We start from the raw sequence: 24561 nt of genomic DNA on the forward strand, positions 1-24561 counted from the left end.
GAGGTGCCCAGTCCTCCGTCAATATACTGAGAACTCGCCCTGGACGAGGGAGTGCCAATACTCGGGCAGGCACGCTAGTTCCGCAGCGACCAGCTGCTGAATCGAATGCTGGATTTCCGCAACCCTGCATCCGTGTGCAGGCAGCACTTGAACGCTGACCCATGGTTGGACAATAGGCTCGCCGATCCGTGTGGCTAGCGAAACGTAGACCTCCAAAAGCTCCGGATGTCGGGTGTGAATGCGCTCAGCCAGCCGTTGGCTGGCAACGCTGTAGATCTTGCCGACGTGAGCCACTGGGTTCTTGCCGGGCGCAGCTTCTCCGCCAACGGGTCGGGCAAACGCGATAAACCCGTAAGTGCGGTTTCCGCGGCCAACTTGCCCTGAGTCGGCATCTTCTGCGGAGGTGCCGGTCAGCGTAAGGTACAACCCGTCCGCACCTCGCCCGCGTTGGTCCAGGGTGTTGAGGCGCACGTCGATCTCCAAGTCGGCACCAGTGAAGCGGGAATGCAACGCGTGAAGCACTTCTTCCTTGCGGCGAAAATAAGTCGACTCCGAGTCGATCGCCTCGCATTGGAACGGCATCGCAACAGTTAGCTCGACGCGTGCATCAGTGCGAACGGCAAAAACCTTCAGGTCTTGCCCGGTATCGGGAAACCGCTGTTTGAATTCCTCACTGTTCAAAAACGCGACGACTCCACGTGTCAAAGCCTCGGTTGGCGTGAAGGGAGCAAATCCGACCGCTCCGGACGTGTCGTTGGAAATTATTTCTTCGGCGCGACGGTAGATCCTGCGCAGCGGGGTCGACCCGGGTGCCAGCACCGGATGCAAGGTCAGCTCGTGGCGGAGCCGCACTTTAGGCAAATGCCGCTCGAGCCAATCGGACACGGCGCGTTCCAAAGTTTCGATAACTGGTAGTGCCGTGCTTTCGATGGAAAAGGTGGCTCGGTCGCCCACAAACAGGCGCATCGGCTGAAGTATCCGGCCGGAGAGGAAGGTCTTCTCGCATTGGCCGGCCGCGAGCAGCGCCTTATCGACATTGTAGTGAGCCACAAATCCAAGGTGTTGGAAGTACATCCGAGCCAGCTCGACCGAGATTGCTTCCACCAATGCATCGCACAAAGTGTCGGGGTGGCCGATTCCCTTGACCTCGACGAGCTCTCGGCGACGCTGGGCAATTGGACGTTGTTCGAGGCATTCGAAGGCGAAACGCATGAAACTCCACCTCACCGCGAGCTTGCTCGAACGGAACCAGAACTCAAATGGCCGCTAGCAGCAACGCTTCGCGAAGCTACCTTAAGAAAAGCGGGCTGGCTAGATCTTCGGCCACCGGCGAGCCCGCGACGAGGACTGGGGGGTATCCGAAAAATGCCGCTGCCCGTCGGTATTGGAAGCGCCACGTACGTCGTCGTCCTTTCAGGGATATGGTTTGGCATCTTACGAAGGTTCTATGCTTGCGCCTCTGCTTGGGGCGCCAGACCATGAGCCGCGGCGGTAAACTCGTTGTTCCCAACTGCAGCGTACAGTACTAGGAAAAACGAGCCGCGGGTGACGATGGCAATGCCGGGTCGATGTATTCTTGTTTGCGGTGGCGCTGGATTCATCGGGACGAACTTCGTTCGTTTGGCCGTGGAGCGGGGCGCCGCGAAGGTGGTCATTCTCGACAAGCTGACGTATGCAGGCAATGCGGGCAATGTGCCACAACATCCTCGCGTGATATTCGTGCGCGGTGACATCGGCGACCGGGAGCTCGTCCAAACCTTGCTGGCCGAACACCAGCCTGTTTGGGTGGTGAATTTCGCTGCGGAAACCCATGTGGACCGCTCGATCGATTGGCCAGAGCCCTTCGTGCGGACGAACATCGACGGTACATTCGGGTTGCTCGAATCTGTACGGCGGTATTGGTCATCGCTGCCCGGTGGGACCAAGGAGCGCTTCCGTTTTCTCCAAGTATCGACGGACGAGGTTTACGGCAGCATTCCTGATGGGGAGCGAGCAAGTGAGGAGCGTGCGTATCGGCCGAACTCTCCGTACGCTGCTTCCAAGGCTGCGGGGGACCATTTGGCACGGGCTTACTACGTCACTTACGGGGTTCCCGTGCTGATCACGAATTCGTCAAACAACTTCGGGCCGTTCCAGTACCCCGAGAAGCTGATTCCTCTCATGATTCTCAATGCCTTGGACGGCCGTGATCTGCCCATCTACGGGGATGGCGGCAATGTGCGCGACTGGATGTACGTTGCCGATCATTGCGAGGCGCTCCTTCGTGTTTTGGAGCACGGAGCCGCTGGTGCGCAGTACAACGTCGGAGCAGGGAATGAGCGTACAAACTTGGAGGTGGTGGACTCGCTGTGCGCAGCCTTGGAGGAGCTGTTTCCGGCACGAACCAATCCCCATTTACAAGCGCGCGGGTTTGCTGCGTACGAGCAACTCAAAGTTTTCGTCGAAGACCGGCCTGGGCATGATCGACGTTATGCGTTGGACTCGAGCCGCCTGCGTCGTGAACTCGGATGGCAGCCTCAGTACGATTTCCTCGCTGGGTTGCGGGAGACGGTGCGCTGGTATTTCGCTCATCGCGACTGGTGCGCTGCGGTTCTTGCAGGACGATATGACCGACAACGCCTGGGCCTGAGTGCCTCTCGTTCGTGAGGGTAGCTGTGCGTAAGGGAATTCTGCTTGCTGGTGGCAGCGGAACTCGTTTGTACCCCGTAACTCGAGCCATCAGCAAGCAGCTGGTGCCGGTCTACGACAAGCCGCTGGTGTATTATCCGCTTTCGACGTTGATGCTCGCCGGCTTGCGCGAGATACTCCTGATCAGCACGGCCGAGGACCTTCCCCTTTATCGCCGCTTATTGGGCGACGGTGCTTGGCTTGGTTTGAGGATCGACTATGCCGTGCAGGAGAGGCCGGAAGGGATCGCGCAAGCGCTGCTGATTGCGGAAGAGTTCCTCGCCGGTGCTTCTTGCGCGTTGGCTTTGGGCGACAATGTATTTTATGGGCATGGGTTGCCCGATTTGCTGCGGCGCGCGGCCGCCCGCGAGCAAGGCGCGACGATCTTCGCTTACTGGGTGCGGGATCCAGAACGGTACGGCGTGGTGGAGTTTGATGAACAGGGTGTGGCGGTTGCCATCCAAGAAAAGCCGCATGCTCCGAAAAGCAATTATGCGGTGACGGGGCTGTATTTTTACGATAGTCGGGCTCCGAGATTTGCCCGCGGGCTGCGGCCGTCGGCGCGGGGAGAATTAGAAATCACGGACCTCAACCGTGTTTACTTGGAAGAGGGCTCTCTCATCGTCGAGCGTTTGGGACGTGGTTTCGCTTGGCTCGACACGGGCACGCACGAAGCGCTCCTGCAAGCGGCAAACTTCATTCAAGCCATCGAAGAAAGGCAAGGGCTCAAGGTGGCCTGCTTGGAGGAGATTGCCTACCGGCTCGGTTACATCGACCGGGAGCAACTGCAGGAGCTTGCACGCGACATGGGCGACAGTGTTTACGGCCGCTACCTGGCGCGGCTGATCGAGCAGGGCCTGCACTAGGAGGCAATGACGGGGCTTCATGTTGCCGTGGTACGGAGCCCTTGGGTGAGCCCGGCGCCAAAAGTTGTGCGCCGGCGCTCTTGCATCAACGATGCTAAAGGAGGCGCGCAAAACATTTTGCGCCGCTACCACTTCCCCTCCCTGTAAGAATCGATACGTATACTCCGACGAACGGAAAGGAGCACACAGTATGGCTTACGAAGTACAAGTCGGTTTGCGCCCGAGGGATCTTCATGGAATTTCGGAAGAGCAGATCGCTCAGCATTGGAAGCTGTACGAAGGCTATGTTGCCCAGGTGAATGCCTTGCGCTCCGAGCTCGAAGGTTTGCGGCGCGAGGGGAAAGGGAACACCGTGCAGTACGCGGATCGGCGGCGTCGCCTTGGGTTCGAGTACAATGGCATGGTGCTGCATGAGTATTACTTCGGCAACCTCAAGGCAGACGTGGACGAGTTGCGCGAGTCCAGCGAGCTCTACAAACTGTTGGTTGCACAGTTTGGTGGGTTCGATCAGTTCCGAGATGATTTCGTCGCGTGTGGGGCGACGCGGTCCATTGGCTGGGCAATCTTGGCGTTCGACCCGCAAGTCGGTACGGTCAACAATCATTTTGTGCAGATCCACGAGGAGGGAAACGTTGCTGGTTTTGTTCCCCTCCTCGTGATGGATGTTTGGGAGCACGCGTATATGGTCGATTATGGCGCGACAGGCCGCCCCCAGTACATGCAAGCATTTTGGCGGAATGTGAATTGGCCAGTTGTTGAGAAACGGTTCGTCGACGCCGTGAGGGGAGTGATTCCCCGCAGATGCTGACTGACCGAAAGAGGGGACTGGCGATTGAATTTCTGTTAGGGTAGATGCGTCTTGTCCAGTTGTGCCGGTGACTGCGGGTTTCCCGCAGGGCGGTTTGTGGAGTGCCTCCTTGGCCGTTGCCCCCCGGCCTGAAATGCTCCGCAAGCCGTGTGGCGCGGGTTGCGGTTGGCCCGTTACCGCGACCCGCGCTGCCCCGGCAACCGTTTACCTACAGCTGGTCATTGTGGCTGCGAACGGGCTGGTGACGCAGTCAGACCGAGAGCCCGCTCTCCTAGAATTGCCGAGCACTGGCGGCCGAGGTAGTCGGTGGTGGGTTGAATGTAGGCGGGGCGCCGGGGTAAGCAGGCGGCCGCATGGTCCAAATGAGTCGGTGCGGTGCGCGGCTTTTGGTTCTGAGTGTCTTGCTTCCCGTCCTATTCACCTTGGGTGGTTGTGGCGATGATGGCGAAACCGCACAACGCTGGCCTTACCTGCGGGACCACGAGCTGCGGTTGAACCACTTCCAAGTCATCGGCACTCACAACAGTTACCACATTGAGCCGCGTCCAGCTTTAATGGAGTACTTGCTGCGCCGGTTAGGATCTTTGGCCGAGGGCTTCCAGTACAGCCATATTCCTCTGTGGCAGCAGTTCGAGCAGCAGGGGGTGAGGCAGATCGAGCTGGACGTTTTTGCCGATCCCCGAGGTGGTTTGTTCTCGCACCGTGCCGGACTTGCATTGATTCGCGAAGATCCGGACGCAGGAATTCCACAATTGCTCGAACCAGGGTTCAAGGTGCTGCACGTACAAGATATCGACTTCGAGAGTACGTGTTGGACCTTGGTAGAGTGCTTGCAGGAGGTGAAGCGCTGGTCGGACGAGCATCCCCGCCACATGCCGCTGATGGTTTTGATCGAAGCGAAGGACGAGTGGATTCCTGTGGCTGGTTCGGCCGTCCCGGTGCCGATTGGCGAGGCTGAGCTAGACGCACTGGATGCGGAAATTCGCTCGGTGTTCCCCGAGGAACAATTGATTACTCCGGATTTTGTGCGCGGTGACCGGCCGACGCTGGAAGACGCCGTACGCAACGTTGGCTGGCCGACATTGGGTGAGAGCAGGGGCAAGGTGATGTTTTGCCTCGATAACGGGGGTGCGGTGCGGGCGGCGTACCTTGCGGCCCACCCTTCCCTTCTTGGGAGGGTGATGTTTGTGAGTGCTGGTCCGAGCGAGGCGGAGGCTGGCTTCATCAAGCTAAACGATCCGATCGGCGACTTCGACACGATTCGTGACATGGTGGCGCGAGGGTTTGTCGTCCGCACGCGTGCAGACGCGGACACAGTAGAGGCTCGCACCGGTAATACCGAGCCGCGCGATCGGGCGCTGGCAAGCGGGGCTCAGTGGGTCAGTACGGATTACCCTGTTCCGGATACCCGTTGGGGGCACGGGTACGTGGCGTCGATCCCCGGAGGCACGCCCGCGCGGTGTAACCCTGTGGTGGCGCCGGCAGACTGCGAGCCCACGCAAATCGAGCACCCGCTGTTTCTGCAATGACTGTTGGTCTGATCACACGTCGGGGAGGAAAGAATGCGCTTTAGAATTGGTATCGTGCCGTTTTGGAAGAACTACGATCGCCAGCTTGTGCTGCGCGCGGCGCAACTTGCGGACGATTTGGGCTACCACTCCATCTGGATTCCAGAAGCGTGGGCTTACGAGCAGTTCCAACTGCTTGCGGAGATTGCGGTCCACACCAAAAGCTTGAAGCTGGCCACTGGCATCGTGAACATCTTCAGCCGTTCGGCGGCGCTCATTGCAATGAGTGCCGCCACGTTGGACGAAATTTCGTCCGGCCGTGCCATCTTGGGTATGGGCACGAGCGGAAAGCTGGTGGTCGAGAATCTTCACGGGGTCAAGTATCGCAAGCCGCTGACCAGGATGAAGGAAACGATTCAAATCGTGCGCACGCTCTTGCGCGGCGAACGGTTGAGTCCTGAGGTCAGCACCCTGTTTCCGGTTCGGCATTTCAAGCTCGAAATGAAACCAGTGCGCCCCGATATCCCCATCTATATTGCGGCCCTTCAGGAAAAGGCCATTCGCCAGATTGGGGCGTTGGCTGACGGTTGGGTGCCGACGTTCTGGCCGTATCGACATTTTCGCACCGGGCTGCAGTGGATCGCTGAGGGGGCGCGGCAAGCGGGCCGGGATCCGAGGGCGATCGAGCTCGCGCCATTCGTCGGCATCGTGCCCTTAGAGGATCGCGAGGCGGCTCGGGCAATGCTCAAGCCCACCGTGGCCTTCTATATCGGTGGCATGGGCACGTACTACTACGAAATGTTTTGCCGCTTTGGCTTTGCGGAGAATGCAACACGAGTGCGTGAGCTATACGCTCAAGGACGCCGCGCCGAGGCTGTGGCCGCCGTGGACGATGCCTTGATCGACGCGATCGCCATTTGTGGACCGGTCTCACACTGTAAGGAGCAAATGGCCGAGTGGGAGAAAGAAGGTGTGAATACCTTCCTCATGAACCTTCCCACCGGCGTGCCTTACGAGGTAACCGAGCAGCTATTGCGCACCATGGCAAGCTAACCGCGCCGCGGGCTCTGGTAGGCCGGGTGCCGATCTCGGAGCGCGGTTCGCTGGCCCGGGGGCCCTCATGCATTCGTTCGTGGATCCCTCCAGGATTCCTCCAGAACGCCCAGGGTTTGTTCGTGGAGGTTTGTTCGTGGAGACGCACATCCTCCTTCATGTCTCCTTCTTCATTGATCTCCTCCATAGCCGCCCAAGAAAGCTTCGGGCAGATTTCCCTCACGGACACTCAAGCACTCTTTCATGGACACCCAAGAAAGCGTCGGCTGCTAACTCGCTAATTTGCTCGACATATCCCCGGTTCTAGCGGGCGGGCAGTCGCGGTCGGCAGGCTCGCCCGCGCCCGTTCATTCACATCCCTTCAAGATTGGTTCATAGACACCCACGTTTTCCCTCATGCACACGTTTCCCTTCATGCACACCCATGTTCGTTTGTGGACACCCACGTTTTCTTTCGTGGGCACCCAAGTAAGCCTTCTCGTTCATGGACACCCAACGTTCTTGTTTGTGGGCACGCGGGAAAGGGTCTGCTGCGAACCCGCTGATGTTCGCCACGAATCTCCGGTCCGAGCCGAGACAGTTGGCGCGATGAGGGCGAAAGATGTGGTCCGGGCGGTTGGTCGGCCTGCCAGGTCGGAGGACCGGACCCCTCAACCGTATGGAAGTCCAACAAAGTCTTCTGGGCTAACCCCTTAAAATTTGGTGACTCCGTCGCCAGTCAGCGGGGTCGCACACCAGTGGTCAAGTAGTCCGCGGATCGACGCTCCTTTGTGCCCGGCGCCGCGATTTCAGGGCCACACATGAACCTTTCGGGGAGCCACCTCAGGGTCCCCGCCAATTTTTTGCCGGCTCCGGAACCTCTTGCCCCATCAATTCCTGGACACCCACGAAATCAGTTCCGGGAGACCCACGAAACGACCGTGAGCCGGCGGGTTGGGATTCCAGAGGCAATTCTTGGAGGCAATTCTTGGACATCCATAAAAGAATTCTTGAACACTCCCGAAACCACCGGGGCCCCCGCGTCGACATTCGAGCTCGCCCTGAGGCCAATTCGTGCACGTGGAAGGCCACCCGCTGGAGGTCGGTGTCCCTTGTTTTATTCCTAGCCTCCCGGACGTCCTGGGTACCCATGGCTTTTGTTCATGGACAGCCGCGTTTTCCTGTCATGGGTGTCCATGAAAATTGTGTGAAAATTGTGCCGGCCTCTCGCATTTGTGGGTGTCTAGTGCCGGGGCGTCCAGTGTCCGGCGCCTGGGTTTATGGATGATTCGTTTATGGACTCCAAGATTCGTTTATGGACCCCCACGTTTACCTTTGGTGGGTGTCCATCAATTGTGTTTGGTGGGTGTCCATCAATTGTGTTGGTGGGTGTCCATGAACTGGGCTGGTGGGTGTCCATGGACTGTGATGGACTGTGGTAGGTGTCCGTGGACCGTCGCATTGGCCTGGGGCACTTGGCCTCTGGCATTTGTGGATGTCCACCGTTGGGGACTTTCGAGGGGATAGGCGTTTTTTTGGATGGGGCTTTTGGGGACAGCCACGTCTCCCTGTCGTGGGTGTCCACGGACTGTGTCTCCGTGGGTGTCCACGGACTGTGTCTCCACGGACTGTGTCTCCACGAACTGTGTCCATAGACTGTGCTTGGATTGTGGCACTTGGACTGTGGCATTTGTGGGTGACCAGTGTCGGCGAGTGTCGGGGGGCTTTGTCCGGGACCCTTGCAGGACCTTCGGGCTTTTGTCGGTGTCCAAGTATCCATTTATGGGTGTCCAGTGTCCGTCCTTTATGGGTGTCCAGTGTCCGTCCCAGTATTCGTCTAGGGTCCGTCCATTTGTGGGTGTCCACTGTCCGAGTGTTTGTGGGTGTCCACTGTCCGAGTGGGCGTCCAATGTCCAAGTGTGTGGCGGGGGGCGTCTCTAGGTGTTGTCGCGAGTCTCCTGACGGCGTTTATCTGTCACCCGGTAGTGCTGGCGAAACCGTCCTCAGCCGTTATGGCGTGCCCGGCACAATGAATGGGTGCAGGCAACCCTGGCGGGGCGCCCCCCCAATCACAGTGGAGACGGCGTGCGTAGACTTGCGCCCCAGCCGTCGCCGGGTTCGGGCCAGTTCGAGAAATTCTCACGAACCATCGATCGACGCTGACCCAGGGTAGCTAAGAGGCACTTCGTCTCCCGGCCTGCCCTTGGGGACTGCAGACCGGACCGACGTGCCGCACTCAGCGAGTGAGTTGGCGGGTCGTGAAGCCGCGATCGCTGTACTGCAGGAGCACTTTCTTGCCGTTCACCAGCGTCTGCAGCGCGACATCGCGGCCCCAGAGCTGGTGAACATATGCGAGCGTTTTCTCCGCGTACTCCAAGTGCAGGTCACGCCCATCGTGTTCGTGCACAAGCAGGAGCGTTCGCTGGTGCCCGAAGTCGGCGTCTTCGACCTTGATCACCGGCACATTGTTCATGCCTACCGATCGGATTAGGGTCTCTTTAATCTTGCGCCAGCCCTCGTCGTCGGCCACTTCGGTTACCACCCAATCGCTCCCGCGGGGCCGGTACTCAAAAAGGTTGAGTTCGCGTACGAGCCGCTCCGTCAGGTGCCGCCTCAAAAAAGAAGAATCGCGATCCGCGGCCCGTACAGAGAATATCTTTTCCATTCCCGATCGCGCGCCCGCTTCGAGATCCGCTTCCTCGTCGGCCTCCGGTTCCTCGTAGCGACGGTAAATGTCTTCCCAGATTTTCCACCCGACATGGTACGGGTTCAGACCGCCGGTAATGGGTCGCACCACTTGGTTGTGGCGGACGAGAAATTCCAAGTGCAAGTCCTGAGGGAGGCCGAGGCTTTCGAGGATCCGCTTGTGCCAAAAAGTAGCCCAACCCTCGTTCATGATTTTGGTTTCGATTTGCGGGATGAAGTACTGCGCCTCCTCATGCACGATCGTGAGTAAGTCCCGCTCCCACTCCTCCAGAAATGGATTGTGATCACGAATGAACAAGAGCAAGTCTTCCTCGGGTTCGAGCGGAAGTTTGTGCAGGTCCGGCATGTCGGTGGCCGGCCGTTTGTGTACCCGCGAGAAGGGATCCTGCGGTGGTTGTGCAGCTTCGAGCTTCCGCTGCCGCTGCTCTTCCTGGGAGAGTTTGCGAACGGCGAGATTGCGTCGGCACTGGAGCGAAAGAGCGTGAGCGGCATCGAGAACTTGCTCCACGCGATCGACCCCGATGCTAGGCGATTCGATATACGACCGCACCCGCTGCCCGTGGCTCTTCATCATCCCGAGGACGTACTCGGGCCGAGTGGTGCGAAAGGTAAAGTTGTTTTTGAAGAAGTCGTTGTGAGCGTAGACATGCGCAATCGTCAGAATCTGCAACGAGAGCGTGTTGTCGCGCATGAGGTAGGCGAGCGCCGGATTCGAGTTAATTACCATTTCGTACGGCAGCCCGGAGACACCGTGGTCGTACAGAGTTTTTAGCTTCTCGTATGCCTTCCCGTACGACCAATGCGGGTAGTGCGAAGGCATCCCGGAGTAGGCCATGTAGCCGAGCATCTGATTATGGTCGCAAATCTCGAACTCTTGCGGAAAGCAGTCGAGCCCGAATTCCTCGACCTTCTCGCGAATCCGTCGATCCCACTCGATGAGATCCGTCAGATCGTAAGAGCGCATGTTACTCTCGCACTCGATCGCGAGCCAAAAACGCTTTGAAGCTCGGCCACACGTCCTCTTTTCGTTCGATCAAGACCGTGTGGAAGTTATCCGCTCCGATGCGCCGGTAAAGCTGCAACATCGAGCTCTCGTAGTACCTCGATCCGAGCGGTTTGATTTCCCCATAACCGAACAAGTTGGACACCTTGCACAGCTCCTCCGCCAGCCGGAGCGCTGTCGGGTTATCGGCATCGAAGTTGTCGCCGTCGGAGCAGTGGAATGCGTAAATGTTCCACAGTGACGGGTGATAACGCTCTTGGATGATCTCGAGCGCCTTCTGGTAGGCTGAGGAAATGAACGTTCCTCCCGACTCCCCCTTGTGGAAAAATTCCTCCTCGGTCACCTCCCGCGCCTCGGTGTGATGGGCAATGAACACCAGCTCCACGTTGCGGTACTTGGCGCGCACAAACTGGTAGAGGAGGAAGAAAAAGCTCCGGGCCAAGTACTTTTTCATCGTGTCCATCGACCCGGATGTATCCATCATGCAAATGACCACAGCATTGGACTCTTCTTTGAGATCCGGAACCATGTGCCGGTAAGTCAGGTCGTCCTCGTGGAAAGGAAACCGATCCCCACCGACGAGCTCGGCGCGACGCTGGGAAGCCAGACGGCGCCGAACCTTTGATTTCACGGTGCGGCGCTTATCCAGGCGAATCCGCAGGCCAGCACGCCGATAACCTTTGCGTTTGAAGACGCGCTGCGCCGGTAACTCCCGTAGCTTGCGCCGCTCGAGGTCAGGAAGCTCCAGGTCTTCGAACATAATGTCCACGAGCTCATCGAGCGTGACGTCCGTCTCGTAATAGTCGATGCCGGGACGATCCCCCGCCCGCTCCGGCGGCCCTTGCTCTTCTCCTTCTCCGCGACGCAAAACCTGCCCGGGCTCCATCTGGCCCTCGCCTTGGCCGACTCCGGGCACGTTGTCACCATAAATGAAACGGTACTCTTTGATGCCCCGAATGGGCACCTTGATGATGCGGCTTCCGTCCTTCCCGATGATCGCCTCTTCGGCAACAATGTCCGCAATGTTCTCGCGGATACACTGCCGTACCTTCTGGCGGTGGCGAAGCCGGTCTCCGGCAGCCCGGTCACTCCGTTCGGCGTCCGACGGATTGAACGGACGAAAAATTGATTCTGGCAGCGGCATGGCTACGGCCTCCTTGGCTCAACCGGTAGAGCACGCAGCCGTTTGCGGGCGAAGCAGGGCCTGAGCCGTCGGCTCAGTCCTTCCACAAGTTGTTGGCGGCGTACTTGAGCACGACGTCCACGCAACTGTGGCAGTAGCCCTGGTTGAGAAGGTTTTGTACCATCGCATTGTACTTTTCCGTTTGCTCGGCGTCGCGCGTCCGTGCCTTGGTGATGATTCGGCTAATGTCGCGCACCGATGTCATGAGTTTTTTCTCGATCGCCTCCTTGAGCGGCTCGTAGCTCTGGTACGAGACTTTCTCGCCGCGCCGGCTTGCTGCCCAGAGGTAAGCGATCACTTCTTGACGGAATCCTTCGGCTGCTGAGCCGATGATGGCAATTTGCTCCTCGATGGATTTTAGAAACGCCTCGTCCGGCTGCAGCTCCTCTTTGGTGTTCCGGTCTCGCACGCGGGTGCGGTTCACGAAAGCCTCGGCGTGGTCGAGGTAATTTTGAAACAGGGCCTCAGCCTGCTCTTGATACGAATAGACGAACGCCTTCGTGATTTCGCGCTCCAAAATGTCGAGGTACTCTTTGTGCAGCGTATCCTGGAGGAACTCGAGATACTGCTTGCGCGTGTCGTCAGGCAGGTCGGCTTCCTTCGTCATTTGAATCAGCGCTTCACGGACACTGATCGGATTAATGCAGTTCCCTTCGATGTTGTCGGACAGAGCGTTGTCCAACGCCTTCATAATGAAGCGCGTGGAGATACCGAACATGCCCTCGCGCTTGGCATCTTCGCGCAGCTCGCGAACATCGATCTTTTTCGTGCGGCCTTTCTCGATGACTTCCTCGCCATTGTACAGCTTGAGCTTGGTCATCAAGTCGCACTTGGCGGTCGGCTCGAGGCGAGTGAGAATGGCGAACATCGAAGCGATTTCCAACGTGTGGGGCGCGATGTGCGCGCGGAAGTCCGAGTTGCGGAGGATCTTTTCGTAGATCTTTACCTCTTCGGACAGCCGCAAGTTGTACGGCACCTTGACCACGACGATCCGGTCCAGAATGGCCTCGTTCGTGTGGTCGGACTTGAACTTCTGCCACTCTGCCTCGTTGGAGTGGGCGATGATCACCTCGTCTACGTACACCATGCCGTGCCGACCGGGCGCCGGAATTACCTTTTCCTGCGTGGCCGTGATCATCGCGTGCAGGTACTCAGTTTCGTTTTTGAACACCTCGATGAACTCGACGATCCCGCGGTTGCCGACGTTCAGCGCCCCGTTGAGGTCTAGCACGCGCGGGTCGCCCTCGGAGTACAAGTCGAGCTTGGAGATGTCTTCGGAACCGATGAGCACCGAGGTGTCTTGATTGTTCGGGTCTACCGGCGGCACGACGCCGATGCCGACGCGATTCCGTTTGGAGAAGGATCGCAACACGACCGGCACTTCTTCGTACTTCCCGCGGTATTCCTCTTTGAGCCGGAAACGGCACACGGGGCACAAGTCCCCTTCGATGTGCACGCCGAGCATCTTTTCGAACTCGCGGCGCAAGTGCCGCGGGAGCAAGTGCAAGGGCTCCTCGAACATCGGGCAGCCTTCGATGGCGTAAAATGGTGGGCTTTGCTCCAAACCGCGCTGGATGTGCTCCACCAGAGAGCTCTTGCCGGAACCGACCGGCCCCATGAGGTAAAGCACTTGGCGGCTTTCTTCCCCCTTGAGTGCTGCAGCGTGAAAGTAGCGCACAATCTGCGCAATCACGCGCTCGATGCCAAAGAAGGAGTCCGCGAAGAAGTTGTAAATCTTGACCGGCTCGTCTTTGAAGAGTCGCTTCGTCCGCGGATCGTCCGTATCGAGCACATCACGCACGCCCGCCTGCATGATCATGTCGTAAATGCGGGCGTGAGCGAGTTTGGGAATCGTCGGATCTTGCTTGACCCGCTCGAGATAGTCGAGGAAAGTTCCCCGCCACTCCCTCGCTCCTCGTGCGGCCCTGTCCTCTTCGATCAATCGCTGAAAATGGGCTTTATCGTCATGCATCATGGCTCATAAGCTCCTTGGCGTTTCCGCCTGATGCCCGCACTGTTTTTGTTTTTGGTCACCTACGTCATTCCGTCACTCGCTCTGCTCGTGCTTCTTCCTCTGCCGCCCCCAAGTATACTCGTCGGCAACAGGTCTGGGCAATGCGGAATTCTCCGGTGGAGGAGGCTGCAGCCTTGAGCGAGCAGCAACAACCAGAAGCACAGTGAGGAAGAACGGAAACAGTTTGGGCGCGACGTTGCACCAACCACCACCATCTCTTCCGCGACACGCATCGCTGTGTCGAGCCCTATCACCTATAAGCAGCCTTGGCAAGCGAGTTGGTGTTTCCTTATGTGACGGTGGGCCCACACCTTCGTGGTTTACATCGTGCGAATCGACTGCGGACGGGAATTGCAATGAGCAGGAAACGCCGAAGTGCGGCAGCTGCCCCAATTTGCAGGCACGATCTCCAATTGTTTGTTAAAGGGTGGCGCGGAGACTGCACTCATGTCCGAATTGTTTCGCCGCGTTGCGATTGCGCAGGTTGCCCCGCGCTTGGGAGATGTGGAGCACAACCTCACCTTGCTGGAACGAGGGGTACAGCAGGCCAGGGAGGCGCGTGCAGATCTCGTGGTGTTCCCCGAGCTGGCACTCACCGGTTACTTTCTTAAGGACATGGTCTCTACAGTGGCGCTGCGGCGGGACGGTGCCGAGCTTCGGCGCTTGGCGGAGCTCAGTTGTGGAGTCGAGCTCATCGTCGGCTTGGTAGAGGAAAGCGAGGACTTTCGTTTCTTCAACAGCGCTCTTTACTTTCGCGACGGTGCCCTCGTCCACACGCACCGCAAGGTCTACTTGCCCACGTACGGCTTGTTCGACGAGGCGCGTTACCTTGCGCGCGGGGACCGCATTCGCTGTTTCTCTTCCGCGTTGGGGCGCACGGCAATTTTAATTTGTGAGGACTTGTGGCATCCCTCCACGGCCTACATCGCGGCGCTCGACGGGGCGCTGGCCATCGTCTGCCCTTCGAGCAGTCCGCTGCGCGGCATCTCTGAAGGTCGCGACCACGACGACAACGCCGCTTACTGGGAGCTCCTGAACAGCATGTATGCGCAAACGTTCGGTGTGTTTGTGGTGTACGCCAATCGTGTCGGCTTCGAAGACGGAGTTGGCTTCTGGGGAGGTTCGGAGATTGTGTCGCCGCTCGGCCAGCGCTTGGCAAAGGCAAAATACTACGAAGAGGATTTTATCGTGGCGGAGATCTCGTTGAAGGAGCCGCGCCGCCAGCGGATTGCCGCGCCGTTGTTGCGCGACGAGAACCTCGACCTCACGATCCGCGAGCTCGAGCGCATCCGCCGCTGCGGTGGCGCGCTCCGTTTGTCCGACGATGACGGTCGTGAGGCAGAAGACAGGAGCTGCAGCGATGAAGAAGGTTCCGACGAATAACGGCGAGCCGGCGGAATCAGTTCCCGGGACGCCCGCGCCCTCGCTCGCTTGCCCCGCGATTCCTGTGAACCCGCCTTTGCTTCGGCGGATCCTCACCGCGTTTATCGCCAATGAGGTCCGTAAGGTTGGGGTAGAACGGGTTGTGGTGGGCGTGTCCGGCGGGGTGGACTCCGCCCTGAGCTGCATGCTCGCTGCAGAAGCTCTTGGGCCCCACAATGTGTTGGCCATCAAGATGCCTTACCGCACCTCCAGCCCGGAAAGCCGCGCGCATGCTGATCTCGTGATTGCCCGCGCGGGGGTGGAGTCGCTCGAAGTCGACATCACGCCGCAAATCGACGCCTACTTTGCGCGCTTCCCCGAGGCGGACCGTGTACGCCGCGGAAATAAGATGGCGCGGGAGCGCATGACCATCCTCTATGACCACTCGGCTCGCTGGCATGCACTCGTGCTGGGTACGAGCAACAAAACCGAACTCTTGCTGGGCTACGGCACCCTGCATGGCGACATGGCGTCTGCCCTCAACCCCCTCGGAGATTTGTACAAAAGCCAGGTGTGGGCTTTGGCGGAGCATGTTGGCGTGCCCCTCGAGATTGTCCGCAAGCAGCCGACGGCGGACTTGTGGGCAGGGCAGACGGACGAAGGGGAATTAGGCTTTGGCTATCGCGAAGTCGATCGCCTGCTCTACTGCATGGTGGATTTGCGTTATTCGCGAGCGGAACTCGTTGCGGTTGGTTTTCCGGAAGCCTTCGTTCGTCGCGTCAGCGAGATGGTGCGCAACTCCCAGTTTAAAAGGCGGCTCCCGATCATCGCGAAGGTGTCGCAACGCACGATTGACCGCGACTTTCGCTACGCCCGCGACTGGGGTGTGTAACCCCAAGAAGGGGAGCAGCGCTCGCCATGCCGCCCGGCAGCCTCTACGTGGTTGCGACTCCTCTCGGCAACCTCGAAGATATCACGTTGCGAGCTTTACGTGTTCTCAAGGAGGTCGACTGGGTTGCTGCCGAGGATACGCGCCACACGCGGAAATTGTTCTCCCACTACGGCATTCGCACGCCACTCATAGCGTATCACGACTGGGTGGAGCGGGAGAAAGCACCTCGTTTGGTCGAGCGCTTGGCGGGGGGAGAAAGTGGGGCGCTGGTCTCTGATGCCGGGACTCCAGGGCTCAGCGACCCAGGCTTCCATCTCGTGCGCTTCGCTTGGGCGGCGGGCGTGCGTGTGGTGCCGGTGCCGGGACCGTCTGCCGTGATCGCCGCGTTGTCCGCTGCCGGGCTGCCAGCGCAACGCTTCGTGTTCGAGGGATTTCTGCCAGCCCGCGCGAGCTCACGGCGAGCGCGGTTGCAGGAATTGGCAAACGAACCGCGAACCTTGGTGTTGTTCGAAACCGCGCGCCGGCTCGGCTCGACCCTCGAAGACATGGCGAACGTCTGGGGTGGGCGCACCGTCGTGATCGCCCGCGAGCTGACGAAACGATTCGAAGAGTTTTTGCGCGGGACGCCCGCTGAGCTGCTGCAGAAAATCGGCGAGCGCCGCCATGAAGTGCGCGGCGAAGTGACGATCGTCGCGGAAGGGGCGAGGCGCGCAGCTTGTGCACCAGCGGCGCCGCAGGATTGGCAAACCGCGCTTGCGGATTTGCTGGCGCGTGGCGTTTCTCTGCGCGATGCAGCAAGAAAGGTCGCACAGGAGTACGGGATCACGCGCCGCGAGGTGTATGCCTTCGGGCTCCGCCAGCATTGATCCGTTGACGTCCTCGGCTCCCGGGGTCGGTTCGCACACGCGGGCTACGAGAAGAAACGCCGGGGATTTTGCACGAGCATTGTATCGATCTTGTCTTGACTGACCCCGGCATCACGGAGCCGAGGAAGGATGTCGGTGAATAGATAGGTGGGCCGCCAATGGGGGAGAACAGTTTCCGGTAAGGGTAGGGGCCGCCCGCGCCAGCACCACACGGAGTCGTGCGACAAAACAATTTGCTTCGCAAACCCGATGCCGAGCAGTCCGATGAGCGCGGCAAGCCGCAGCCGATCCGGCTGCACAATTTCAAGCCCAAAGCGATCGAAGCCGATCAAGCACCCGCGATCGAGCAAGTCGACGTGATACCGGAGATCGGCGGTGCCGCAACTGTGGCCGATGATCACGTGCCGTAAATCCACGCCCTCGGCTGCGAAGATGTCGAGCTGCTCGCGCCCCATCGTGCCTTCATCGGTATGGGTCGTGATGGGAACGCCGGTAGCGCAGGAAGCCTGCGCGGCAGCGCGCAAGGTCATCTCTTCATAAGGAGTCACTTGGAGGGCGCCAGTGGCCGCCTTGATGATCCCAGGCTTGATGCCCGTGGAGCCAATTCCTTCGGTGAGTTCGCGCACGTATGCATCGCGAATCTCTTGCGTCGCATCGGCAAAGCGAGCGCGAAATTTGAAGTAGGACGGGGAGCCTTGGTCTTCCTTGTAGAGACCGGTCGCACACACGATGTGCACCCCGCTGTCTTGAGACACTCGCGCCATGAGCTCCACATCGCGCCCCAGGTCCATCGGACAAGGGTCCACTAACGTGGTCACCCCGTGCGCTTTGATTTCGAGCATCCGCTCGGTGCACAGTTTGGCGAGCTCCGAGAGCGACGGTTGCGGGGCCGCCGCGTCATGTTCCCAGCCAGGCCAGCCAATGAGAAGGTGTTCGTGCATCAGCGTCACGCCGAGCTGATCGACAGGAACGGGACCGAGTACGGTTTGCACCGTGCGCATGCAGCACATGAGAACCCACGCGCGGAGACGAGTCAACTCGGGTCGCTCCGCACGCACAAGCTTCGATGGAAAGCTGCATTGCAAACGTTGGAACACACAGGCATCAATGGTGCGTCTTAAGGAAAGCGGGGTCATTGCGGGTTGCGGATCAGAGCGACAATTGCGGCACTGTGCGTGTTGGGGATTGCGCGAGCCGTGTCGGCCGCCGCCGACCTCGATGTGGACTGCGACGGGCGTCCGGATGTGCAAGTCGCACCTTTGGCGACGGTTGTATTCGGCGACAGCGATTGCGTTGCCGCCGACGTCAACCTCGATGGGCGCGTGGGCGCTGCCGATCTCGTGGCGTTGGCGGCGCTGCTCGTGCCGGCGATCGGGCCCCAGCCCAGCACGACTCCGACGCCCACGACCACTCCCACACCCACACCAACAGCGAGTCCGCTGCCCAGCGCCACGGGAGGTTTCACGCCCTCACCGTCGCGCTCGCCGACTTCTACCACATTGCCCACGGGGACGACGGCACTGTCGCCAACTCCGCAACAAGGAACTCCGACGGAAACCCGCACGGGAACGCCGAGCCCCACCCCGGTGCCGAGCGAGTCCCCTACAGCACCACTCCCCAGCGCGTCGCGGACTTCAACCCCGACTCCAGTTGCGACCGAGAGCGGCACGCCGACTTCCACAATCTCGCCGAGCACAACCGCAAGCCCGACGGCCGCGGCAACCGCGACTCCATCGCCCTCTGCAAGCCTGTCTCCACAGCCAACAGGAACTATGAGCGCAACCGGAACCATGAGCGCAACCCGGTCGCCGACGCGCTCGCCGGAGCCAGCCAGTCCGACAACCACTGCTCTGCCCCCAACGGAAACTCCCTCAGGAAGCCCGACGGTCACAAGCTTACCGACGGTGACGCCGACAGTGTCACCCTCGTCGAGCGTCACGGTGTCGCCGACGTGGTCGCCCTCGCGTACCCCGACTGCCACGCGAACGCCGACTGCCACCTTTTCGAGCACGGTGACACCAAGCCCTACCTGGACCCCACCACCCACCCCAAGCCGCACCTCGACGGCGAGCCCGACGTGGACGCGCACGCGTGTAGCTACGGAGTCGCCAACGGAAAGTCCTTCGTTCACCGCGTCGCCCACAAATGTGCCAGCGGCAACACCCACCGACACGGAGGTTCCGACTTCCTCGCCCACCGCGAGTCGGACGCCAAGCAGGACGAGCAGCGAAACCGCTTCCCCCACACCCTCCGCCTCGGCAAGCCCAACTGTATCCCCAACCCCTCCCTTCACGCCGCAAGCCACGGCCACGCAATCGGTAACCGCGTCGTCCACGGCTTCTCCGAGTGCTACCTCGCCGCTGGCGTCAGCCACTCCGGCGCACACAGCGTCGCGCTCGCCTACCGGGACGAGCACGCAAACCGCAGTGCCTTCGGCCACCGCAAACCCCTTGACGATGAGCCCTACCCGGACGGCCCCATCGACCCCCACCAACTCTTGGACACCCACGTTTTCCCCCTCAGCGACCCCGACTGCATCCCTCGCTCCCAGCGGGACCGAGAGCGCCACGACCAGCCCAACGTCTTCGCGGACTCCCACAACGGTCGCCTCGCTCACTCCGAGCGGTACCGAGACGACAACAGCCACACCCACGCCGACCCTGCCCATGGCCTTTACGCCCACAAATTCGTGGACACCCACGTTTTCCCGCACGCCGACGGCAACGGTTTCGGTCACCCCAACTCGCAGTGACACCCCGACGAGAAGCCCCACCTGGACCTCCACCGCGACTGCAACCGCCACGAATTCGTGGACACCCACAAATACCTGGACAGCTACGTTCTCCCGCACGCCGACCACCTCGCTCACTCCGACAAGTTCCCGCACGCCCACTTCCACGGCTCCCGTGACCTCCACGCGCACGGGTACCCCAACACACACGGCGACGCGTACGCCGACCCTGAGTGCAACGCCCACCGACACTCGCACCCCATCGCCCACGCGCACGCCGACGGCGACCCGTTCCCCTACATCCACGGGAACCACCACACCGACAATCACATCGACGCGCACCCCGACAAACACGCCCCTGCCCTCTGCGACCCCGACCATTACGCTCACGCGGACAATCACGCCCACGCCAACAATCACTGCGACCCCCACCCCGACCAGCATTGAGGTGGGTCCGGTGATCACGTTTTTCGGCGTGGTGCGAGCGAACGGCTGTTACTGGTGCAGTGAACCGGGGTGCCTCTGCAACGGCAGCCCAACGCCGACTCCGGTGTACGATAGCTTCGGCCGCCGTGTGTTCGTGGTAGGGCGTGGCTCAGGATTCTATCTCGTTCTCGAAGCGAAGCCTGGTAGTGGCGGGGGCACTGTCGGCACCTTCGTTCCCTCTCCGACCCCCGGTGCGGGTGTATACCCTAGCCTGCAGGTGTTGAGCAGCAGGAGCTTGGGCAATGGCTCTCCCACCATTTGCGACACACAGCCCGTAGCCCAAGGAGGTGGCGGAGTTCCTGGTTTCCTCGTGCCCGATTTCGGCGTGGATAAGGCGGACGCGCTGGTCGACTTTGCTTGCCGCTTTAATGCGCACTTGCCGAGCGAGCCATGCACTCTGGGGCCGGACGGCCTGGATGGTACGATCACTGCCAACCTGCCAAGCGGGGGCCGTCAGTTCTGTGCGATCGTGAGCGCGAACATTGCCTTCCCCAGTGGCGATACGGTGCTCACGGCGCGCGTCGCCGACACGGCCGGGCGCCCCGGACCCGTCGTCGAGATCGTAGTGCGAAGGCAGCCATAGAGTTGCCCGCCAGCGATAAACCAACAAATTTTCAATTTCAGCTTGACTCGTTCCCGCCTTTGGGGCATACATCGCATGCGTTTGTGCCGGGGTCGACGAAGTGATCCTGGCGTTTGCCATACGCTGGAGTGACCGAAAGGAGGCGTACGATGCGATTGGTGAAGCGGAGTCCTTGGCTGATGGGCCTGGGCGTGCTGCTGGCGGGGCTGGTGACGGCGCCAGGTGCACGGGCAGATGTGACGTCGGATGAGTCGGGCACGTTGATCATTTATCCAAAGGTAATCTCGGACGGTTCGCGGGATACCCTGATTCAGATGAGCAATCGATCTAATTCCGTCGTGCTGGTGCATTGCTTTTACATCAATGCCTCCGGTTCGTGCAGCAACACGACAGAGCGGTCGTGTGAAATCGATGCTGATTGCCCAACTGGCGAAACTTGCATCCGGAACTGTAACGCGACGAATTTTGAGATCGCGTTGACGGCCCAACAACCGGTGCAGTGGCGAGTGTCGACGGGTCGTTTGACCACGATTCCATCGGCCCCCTGCCGACCTGGGCAACCGTGCCAGTGCACACTGGACAGTTCTGGGCAGTTGGTGTGCCCGGGTATGCTGATTGGTCAAAACAACGCGAGCTTCGTTCCGCCAGTAGGGACAAGCTTCGTCGGTGAACTTAAGTGCTATCAGATGGACTCTAATGGAAATCCCTTTCCAGGGAATGCGCTTAAAGGTGCAGCGACAATCGAAACGCTCGCTAGTCGGCAGATCAGTGAGTACAACGCTTTGGTCGTAGCTGCCAACGCAGACATGAATCAGGGGTTGAACGACGATCGTGAGCTGCGCCTTAACTTCAACGGGTCCGGCGGCGGCGAGCTGAACTATTGTCCAGCCAGTTTGGTTTTCACTGCGAACGCGGAAGGAGTGACGGACACGTTTAGCAGGGCCACGATCAGCACGGAGCTTACGCTTGTCCCGTGCAGTGAATTGCTCGAAGAGGATCTTCCTGCGCCCGTTCGGCTGCGTTTTGTGGGATACAACGAGTTTGAGCAGTCCCTAAGCATCGAAGCCTTCTCATTTGACTGCTTCCTGAATCGGCGCCTTGCTGACTTGCCGGTCGCCGGCGGTGGAATCTTCGTTAACGGCAACCAGGACTTGTGGAAAATCCGGGTTGCTCCGCGTCCCGTTAACGTGTGCTACTCGGGAACCAACCGTGGCAACGCCTGTAGCTCCGATTCAGAATGTGGTGTAGGCCTCGCGAGCGGGCCGGGCGGCACGGTGTTGGGGTGCCTTCCTGCGTCGGGCGTCTTGGGGGTGGCGGAGGAATTTTACGACCTCGGCGGCAACCTGGGCACGGCGGCGTTTAACTTACGCCACGAGGGCAGCCGTAGTGGGTTTGGTGACATCGTGACCCTCCCCTAGGTGCGATAGGCTAGGCCGCCAGTTGAGGGAGGTCTGCTCCAATGACGGGGTTTGGTCAAGAGCAACAGCGAGCGGGAACGAGGTACGAAAGGAGTCGAGCGATGGCGAGTATGGTAAGCGGAATGGCTCGGTGGGCGTTGTGTGCCGGGCTGACCTTGGGGGTACTAGCGACAACTGCGAGCGCCCGAAGTACAACCAACCGGCCGGCCTCGATCATTGTGTGGCCGAAAATAGTGGTGGATAGTTCGGGGACCCTGTTGGGTGCGCCGACCGATACCAAGCTGATGCTGAGCAGTACCAATACGGTGGGAATCAAGCAGGCGCACTGCTTTTACATCAATGCGACCGGGCATTGCTCCAACGATGGATCAGCCTGCCGTGATAGCCGGGACTGTGAAGCCGCGGAGTGCATCCCGAGCTGGAGCGAAACGGACTTTGACGTGGTTCTGACTCAAGAGCAGCCGTTGGCTTGGTACGCAAGCGACGGACTGACCCGTGGGCAATTCCCGCTGGAGGGGCCGTTTCGTTGCAATGCGCCATTCGTAAGCTTGCAGTGCTACACGGATGCGCAGTGTCCCAATAACGTCGGCTGTAACACAGGGCAAAGTAACCTGGGCAGCGCCATCCCTCCGGCACCGGAGGACCCGTTCATTGGAGCGCTGATTTGCATCCAATTCACGGGGGGTAGCCAGAGCGCTCCCGACCAAACGGCGACGCGGGACAAGCTTTATGGTGACGCGACGATCGTGCAGCGCGGGGAGAGTGGAGTGGATCCAGCTCGTTACAATGCCATTGGCCTCGAGGCGAGGGGCAGCGCGGTGTCGGATGGAAATCTGGTGCTTGGCGATCGCGGGAATTACGAGGCTTGTCCCGGTGTGCTCGTTCTCTCCCACTTGTTTGACGGGGCTGTGGATCCGCTCAGCACGCCAACGGGAGGGGTGTCTTACGAAACGGGGCTGACGTTGATCCCATGTTCAAACGATTTCAGCACTCAAACGCCTGGACGAGCGGTGGCGCAGTTCTTGGTGTTTAACGAGTTCGAGCAGCGCTTTTCGACTAGTCGCACCGTTGACTGTTTGTTCGACTCGGCGCTCTCCCGCATCGACACGCGCAATCCTGCCCGTTCAATCTTCAGTGCTGGTGTGGCCGGAAGCATCGCTGGTCAAACGAGAATCCGGGGTGTCGGTGGCGTGGCGCCGCTCGGTTCGGGTCTGCTCGGAGTTGCGAGGGCGCAGCTCAATGGTGATCTGCTCTTTCCGAGTAGCGCAGCTTACGACCTGCACCAGCAGGGCAACGGCCGGCAGGACCTGATCATTCTCCCGTAAAGGGCTCGGTACGGAGCGCTGGGTGCAAAGTTTTGTGGCGATGCGGGATGAAACCGCAAGGAGGACAGTCATGAGCGCGCTAAAAAGGAGCTGGCTTTTGGGGATCGGCACTCTGTGCATCCTCGGAGCCGCTGCCGCGGCACCTGCACAGCAAACACGCTCGGGGACGGATCGGCCAGGGTCGATCTTGATGTTCCCGAAAGTAGTGCGGAGTGCGTCGCGGGACACCATCGTACAGATTACGAACACGGGCAACAGCATTAACTGGGTGCACTGCTTTTACCTGTCCGCGCCGGACGGCAGCGGTTACTGCGGCGCGACAGATTTCGAGTTGGTGCTCACGCGGCAACAGCCAACGCAATGGCGGGTCTCCCAAGGAAGACGGGTTGATCCCAGTGACGCTTTCGGTGCGCCCGGGGCCGGGTTCGACGCAGGCTTGATTCCCCCGGTGCCGCCGGGCTTCCGGGGTTCCTTGGTGTGCGTGGAAGTGGATGCCAACGGCGACCCGCTTGCGCAGAACCGGCTGAAAGGTGAAGTGACGATTTTGGATGATTCCAATGGCGACGTGGCCAAGTACAACGCGTTCGCCCTGGCGGCGCGGGGCTTATCTGTAAACAACCCGCTTAACCTGGACGATAGCGAGTACGAGCGATGTCCGAATCAGCTCACATTGAATTTCAGCCCTCGAGGATCATTGGATCCGGTCATCGAAGATCTGGGCAACGCCTCGCTGAACTCGTTCATTTCGACAAACCTGACGTTGCTCTCGTGTAACGTGGACCTGCAAGCTGGTGTGCGTAGCAATGGGATCGTGTCTTTCGTTGTTTACGACGAGTTCGAGTCGCCATTCAGTGGCGTATTCCCGTATCAGTGCTGGTCGAGTATCGACTTGGGCAACACGCCGCAGACCACGGGCCAATTCCGCTCCACGCTCCTTTCAGGGGGAGCAATTAATACAATTTTCGCGCAGGCGCGGCTGGTGGTCTCCGGTGCTGGCGCAGTGGCAGTGGCGGAATCGGCGCATGCCGATCAGGCTGGGAGAGTAGGTACGGCGGCAAGCAACCTGCACACCGGCGGCGGAGCGGTGGGGATCATCCGCTTGCCGTAACGG

The 24561-nt window shown here is 60.0% G+C and carries 18 protein-coding genes; 12 read left to right on the plus strand and 6 right to left on the minus strand.

What is annotated here, in order from left to right; all coding sequences use genetic code 11:
* Positions 1-18: 18 nt before the first annotated feature.
* Entirely contained in the window at positions 19-1212 is a 1194-nt protein-coding gene (locus N3C12_06035; GenBank protein ID MCX8071995.1) for a methionine adenosyltransferase, read from the minus strand.
* 339 nt (positions 1213-1551) lie between these two features.
* Between N3C12_06035 and rfbB the strand changes: the two genes are divergently transcribed.
* From rfbB to N3C12_06060, 5 genes are all read left to right on the plus strand, one after another.
* Positions 1552-2646 carry a dTDP-glucose 4,6-dehydratase gene (rfbB, locus tag N3C12_06040; GenBank protein ID MCX8071996.1) on the plus strand — a complete coding sequence of 365 codons (1095 nt, stop codon included), beginning with the start codon at positions 1552-1554 and terminating at the stop codon, positions 2644-2646.
* 8 nt (positions 2647-2654) lie between these two features.
* Positions 2655-3533, plus strand: coding sequence for a glucose-1-phosphate thymidylyltransferase RfbA (gene rfbA / locus N3C12_06045; protein MCX8071997.1), 879 nt, complete (start codon positions 2655-2657; stop codon positions 3531-3533).
* 190 nt (positions 3534-3723) lie between these two features.
* Positions 3724-4341 carry a superoxide dismutase gene (locus tag N3C12_06050; GenBank protein MCX8071998.1) on the plus strand — a complete coding sequence of 206 codons (618 nt, stop codon included), beginning with the start codon at positions 3724-3726 and terminating at the stop codon, positions 4339-4341.
* A 353-nt stretch (positions 4342-4694) separates the two neighbouring features.
* Positions 4695-5870: a phosphatidylinositol-specific phospholipase C1-like protein gene (locus tag N3C12_06055; protein ID MCX8071999.1), complete on the plus strand. Its 1176-nt coding sequence runs from the start codon at positions 4695-4697 to the stop codon at positions 5868-5870.
* Between the two features lie 33 nt (positions 5871-5903).
* Positions 5904-6902 (plus strand): LLM class flavin-dependent oxidoreductase, encoded by a 999-nt coding sequence (locus N3C12_06060; GenBank protein MCX8072000.1) that lies wholly within the window; start codon positions 5904-5906, stop codon positions 6900-6902.
* A 2215-nt stretch (positions 6903-9117) separates the two neighbouring features.
* Here the strand turns inward: N3C12_06060 and N3C12_06065 are convergent.
* The 3 genes from N3C12_06065 to N3C12_06075 form a co-directional block, all read right to left on the minus strand.
* Positions 9118-10551: a SpoVR family protein gene (locus N3C12_06065; GenBank protein MCX8072001.1), complete on the minus strand. Its 1434-nt coding sequence runs from the start codon at positions 10549-10551 to the stop codon at positions 9118-9120.
* 1 nt (position 10552) lies between these two features.
* Positions 10553-11734 carry a sporulation protein YhbH gene (gene yhbH, locus N3C12_06070; protein ID MCX8072002.1) on the minus strand — a complete coding sequence of 394 codons (1182 nt, stop codon included), beginning with the start codon at positions 11732-11734 and terminating at the stop codon, positions 10553-10555.
* Between the two features lie 73 nt (positions 11735-11807).
* Positions 11808-13745 (minus strand): serine protein kinase, encoded by a 1938-nt coding sequence (locus tag N3C12_06075; protein ID MCX8072003.1) that lies wholly within the window; start codon positions 13743-13745, stop codon positions 11808-11810.
* 498 nt (positions 13746-14243) lie between these two features.
* Between N3C12_06075 and N3C12_06080 the strand changes: the two genes are divergently transcribed.
* From N3C12_06080 to rsmI, 3 genes are read left to right on the plus strand one after another with little or no spacing between them, the layout of a single operon-like run.
* On the plus strand, positions 14244-15170 hold the full coding sequence (locus N3C12_06080) for a carbon-nitrogen hydrolase (GenBank protein ID MCX8072004.1): 927 nt from the start codon (positions 14244-14246) through the stop codon (positions 15168-15170).
* A complete protein-coding gene (locus tag N3C12_06085) occupies positions 15148-16041 on the plus strand; it encodes an NAD+ synthase (protein ID MCX8072005.1) in 894 nt (297 codons plus the stop codon). The genes N3C12_06080 and N3C12_06085 overlap by 23 nt, the downstream gene beginning before the upstream one ends.
* Positions 16042-16067: 26 nt before the next feature.
* Entirely contained in the window at positions 16068-16907 is an 840-nt protein-coding gene (rsmI, locus tag N3C12_06090) for a 16S rRNA (cytidine(1402)-2'-O)-methyltransferase (protein MCX8072006.1), read from the plus strand.
* A gap of 44 nt (positions 16908-16951) precedes the next feature.
* On the opposite strand, the gene N3C12_06095 is transcribed toward rsmI, so the two are convergent.
* On the minus strand, positions 16952-17944 hold the full coding sequence (locus tag N3C12_06095) for a phosphotriesterase-related protein (GenBank protein MCX8072007.1): 993 nt from the start codon (positions 17942-17944) through the stop codon (positions 16952-16954).
* A gap of 95 nt (positions 17945-18039) precedes the next feature.
* Entirely contained in the window at positions 18040-20082 is a 2043-nt protein-coding gene (locus N3C12_06100) for a hypothetical protein (GenBank protein ID MCX8072008.1), read from the minus strand.
* Between the two features lie 13 nt (positions 20083-20095).
* Here N3C12_06100 and N3C12_06105 point away from each other — a divergent pair, with 13 nt between their 5' ends.
* From N3C12_06105 to N3C12_06120, 4 genes are all read left to right on the plus strand, one after another.
* Complete coding sequence (locus tag N3C12_06105) at positions 20096-20707, plus strand: hypothetical protein (GenBank protein ID MCX8072009.1); 612 nt, start codon at positions 20096-20098, stop codon at positions 20705-20707.
* A gap of 149 nt (positions 20708-20856) precedes the next feature.
* Positions 20857-22125 carry a hypothetical protein gene (locus N3C12_06110; GenBank protein ID MCX8072010.1) on the plus strand — a complete coding sequence of 423 codons (1269 nt, stop codon included), beginning with the start codon at positions 20857-20859 and terminating at the stop codon, positions 22123-22125.
* Positions 22126-22226: 101 nt separating this feature from the next.
* Positions 22227-23450, plus strand: a complete 1224-nt coding sequence (locus N3C12_06115; GenBank protein ID MCX8072011.1) for a hypothetical protein — start codon at positions 22227-22229, stop codon at positions 23448-23450.
* Positions 23451-23520: 70 nt separating this feature from the next.
* Positions 23521-24558 carry a hypothetical protein gene (locus tag N3C12_06120; GenBank protein ID MCX8072012.1) on the plus strand — a complete coding sequence of 346 codons (1038 nt, stop codon included), beginning with the start codon at positions 23521-23523 and terminating at the stop codon, positions 24556-24558.
* Positions 24559-24561 lie beyond the last annotated feature (3 nt).

This window comes from Candidatus Binatia bacterium, assembly GCA_026415395.1.
Classification (GTDB): domain Bacteria; phylum Desulfobacterota; class Binatia; order HRBIN30; family HRBIN30; genus HRBIN30.

Bases quoted from the DNA above. Each gene is read 5' to 3' on its own strand.
- N3C12_06060 (MCX8072000.1), top strand. From the start codon at position 5,904: ATGCGCTTTAGAATTGGTATCGTGCCGTTTTGGAAGAACTACGATCGC.
- N3C12_06120 (MCX8072012.1), top strand. From the start codon at position 23,521: ATGAGCGCGCTAAAAAGGAGCTGGCTTTTGGGGATCGGCACTCTGTGC.
- N3C12_06075 (MCX8072003.1), bottom strand. From the start codon at position 13,745: ATGCATGACGATAAAGCCCATTTTCAGCGATTGATCGAAGAGGACAGG.
- N3C12_06100 (MCX8072008.1), bottom strand. From the start codon at position 20,082: ATGCTGGTCGGGGTGGGGGTCGCAGTGATTGTTGGCGTGGGCGTGATT.
- N3C12_06110 (MCX8072010.1), top strand. From the start codon at position 20,857: ATGCGATTGGTGAAGCGGAGTCCTTGGCTGATGGGCCTGGGCGTGCTG.
- rfbB (MCX8071996.1), top strand. From the start codon at position 1,552: ATGGCAATGCCGGGTCGATGTATTCTTGTTTGCGGTGGCGCTGGATTC.
- N3C12_06115 (MCX8072011.1), top strand. From the start codon at position 22,227: ATGGCGAGTATGGTAAGCGGAATGGCTCGGTGGGCGTTGTGTGCCGGG.
- rsmI (MCX8072006.1), top strand. From the start codon at position 16,068: ATGCCGCCCGGCAGCCTCTACGTGGTTGCGACTCCTCTCGGCAACCTC.
- yhbH (MCX8072002.1), bottom strand. From the start codon at position 11,734: ATGCCGCTGCCAGAATCAATTTTTCGTCCGTTCAATCCGTCGGACGCC.
- N3C12_06035 (MCX8071995.1), bottom strand. From the start codon at position 1,212: ATGCGTTTCGCCTTCGAATGCCTCGAACAACGTCCAATTGCCCAGCGT.
- N3C12_06055 (MCX8071999.1), top strand. From the start codon at position 4,695: ATGGTCCAAATGAGTCGGTGCGGTGCGCGGCTTTTGGTTCTGAGTGTC.
- N3C12_06050 (MCX8071998.1), top strand. From the start codon at position 3,724: ATGGCTTACGAAGTACAAGTCGGTTTGCGCCCGAGGGATCTTCATGGA.
- N3C12_06065 (MCX8072001.1), bottom strand. From the start codon at position 10,551: ATGCGCTCTTACGATCTGACGGATCTCATCGAGTGGGATCGACGGATT.
- N3C12_06085 (MCX8072005.1), top strand. From the start codon at position 15,148: ATGAAGAAGGTTCCGACGAATAACGGCGAGCCGGCGGAATCAGTTCCC.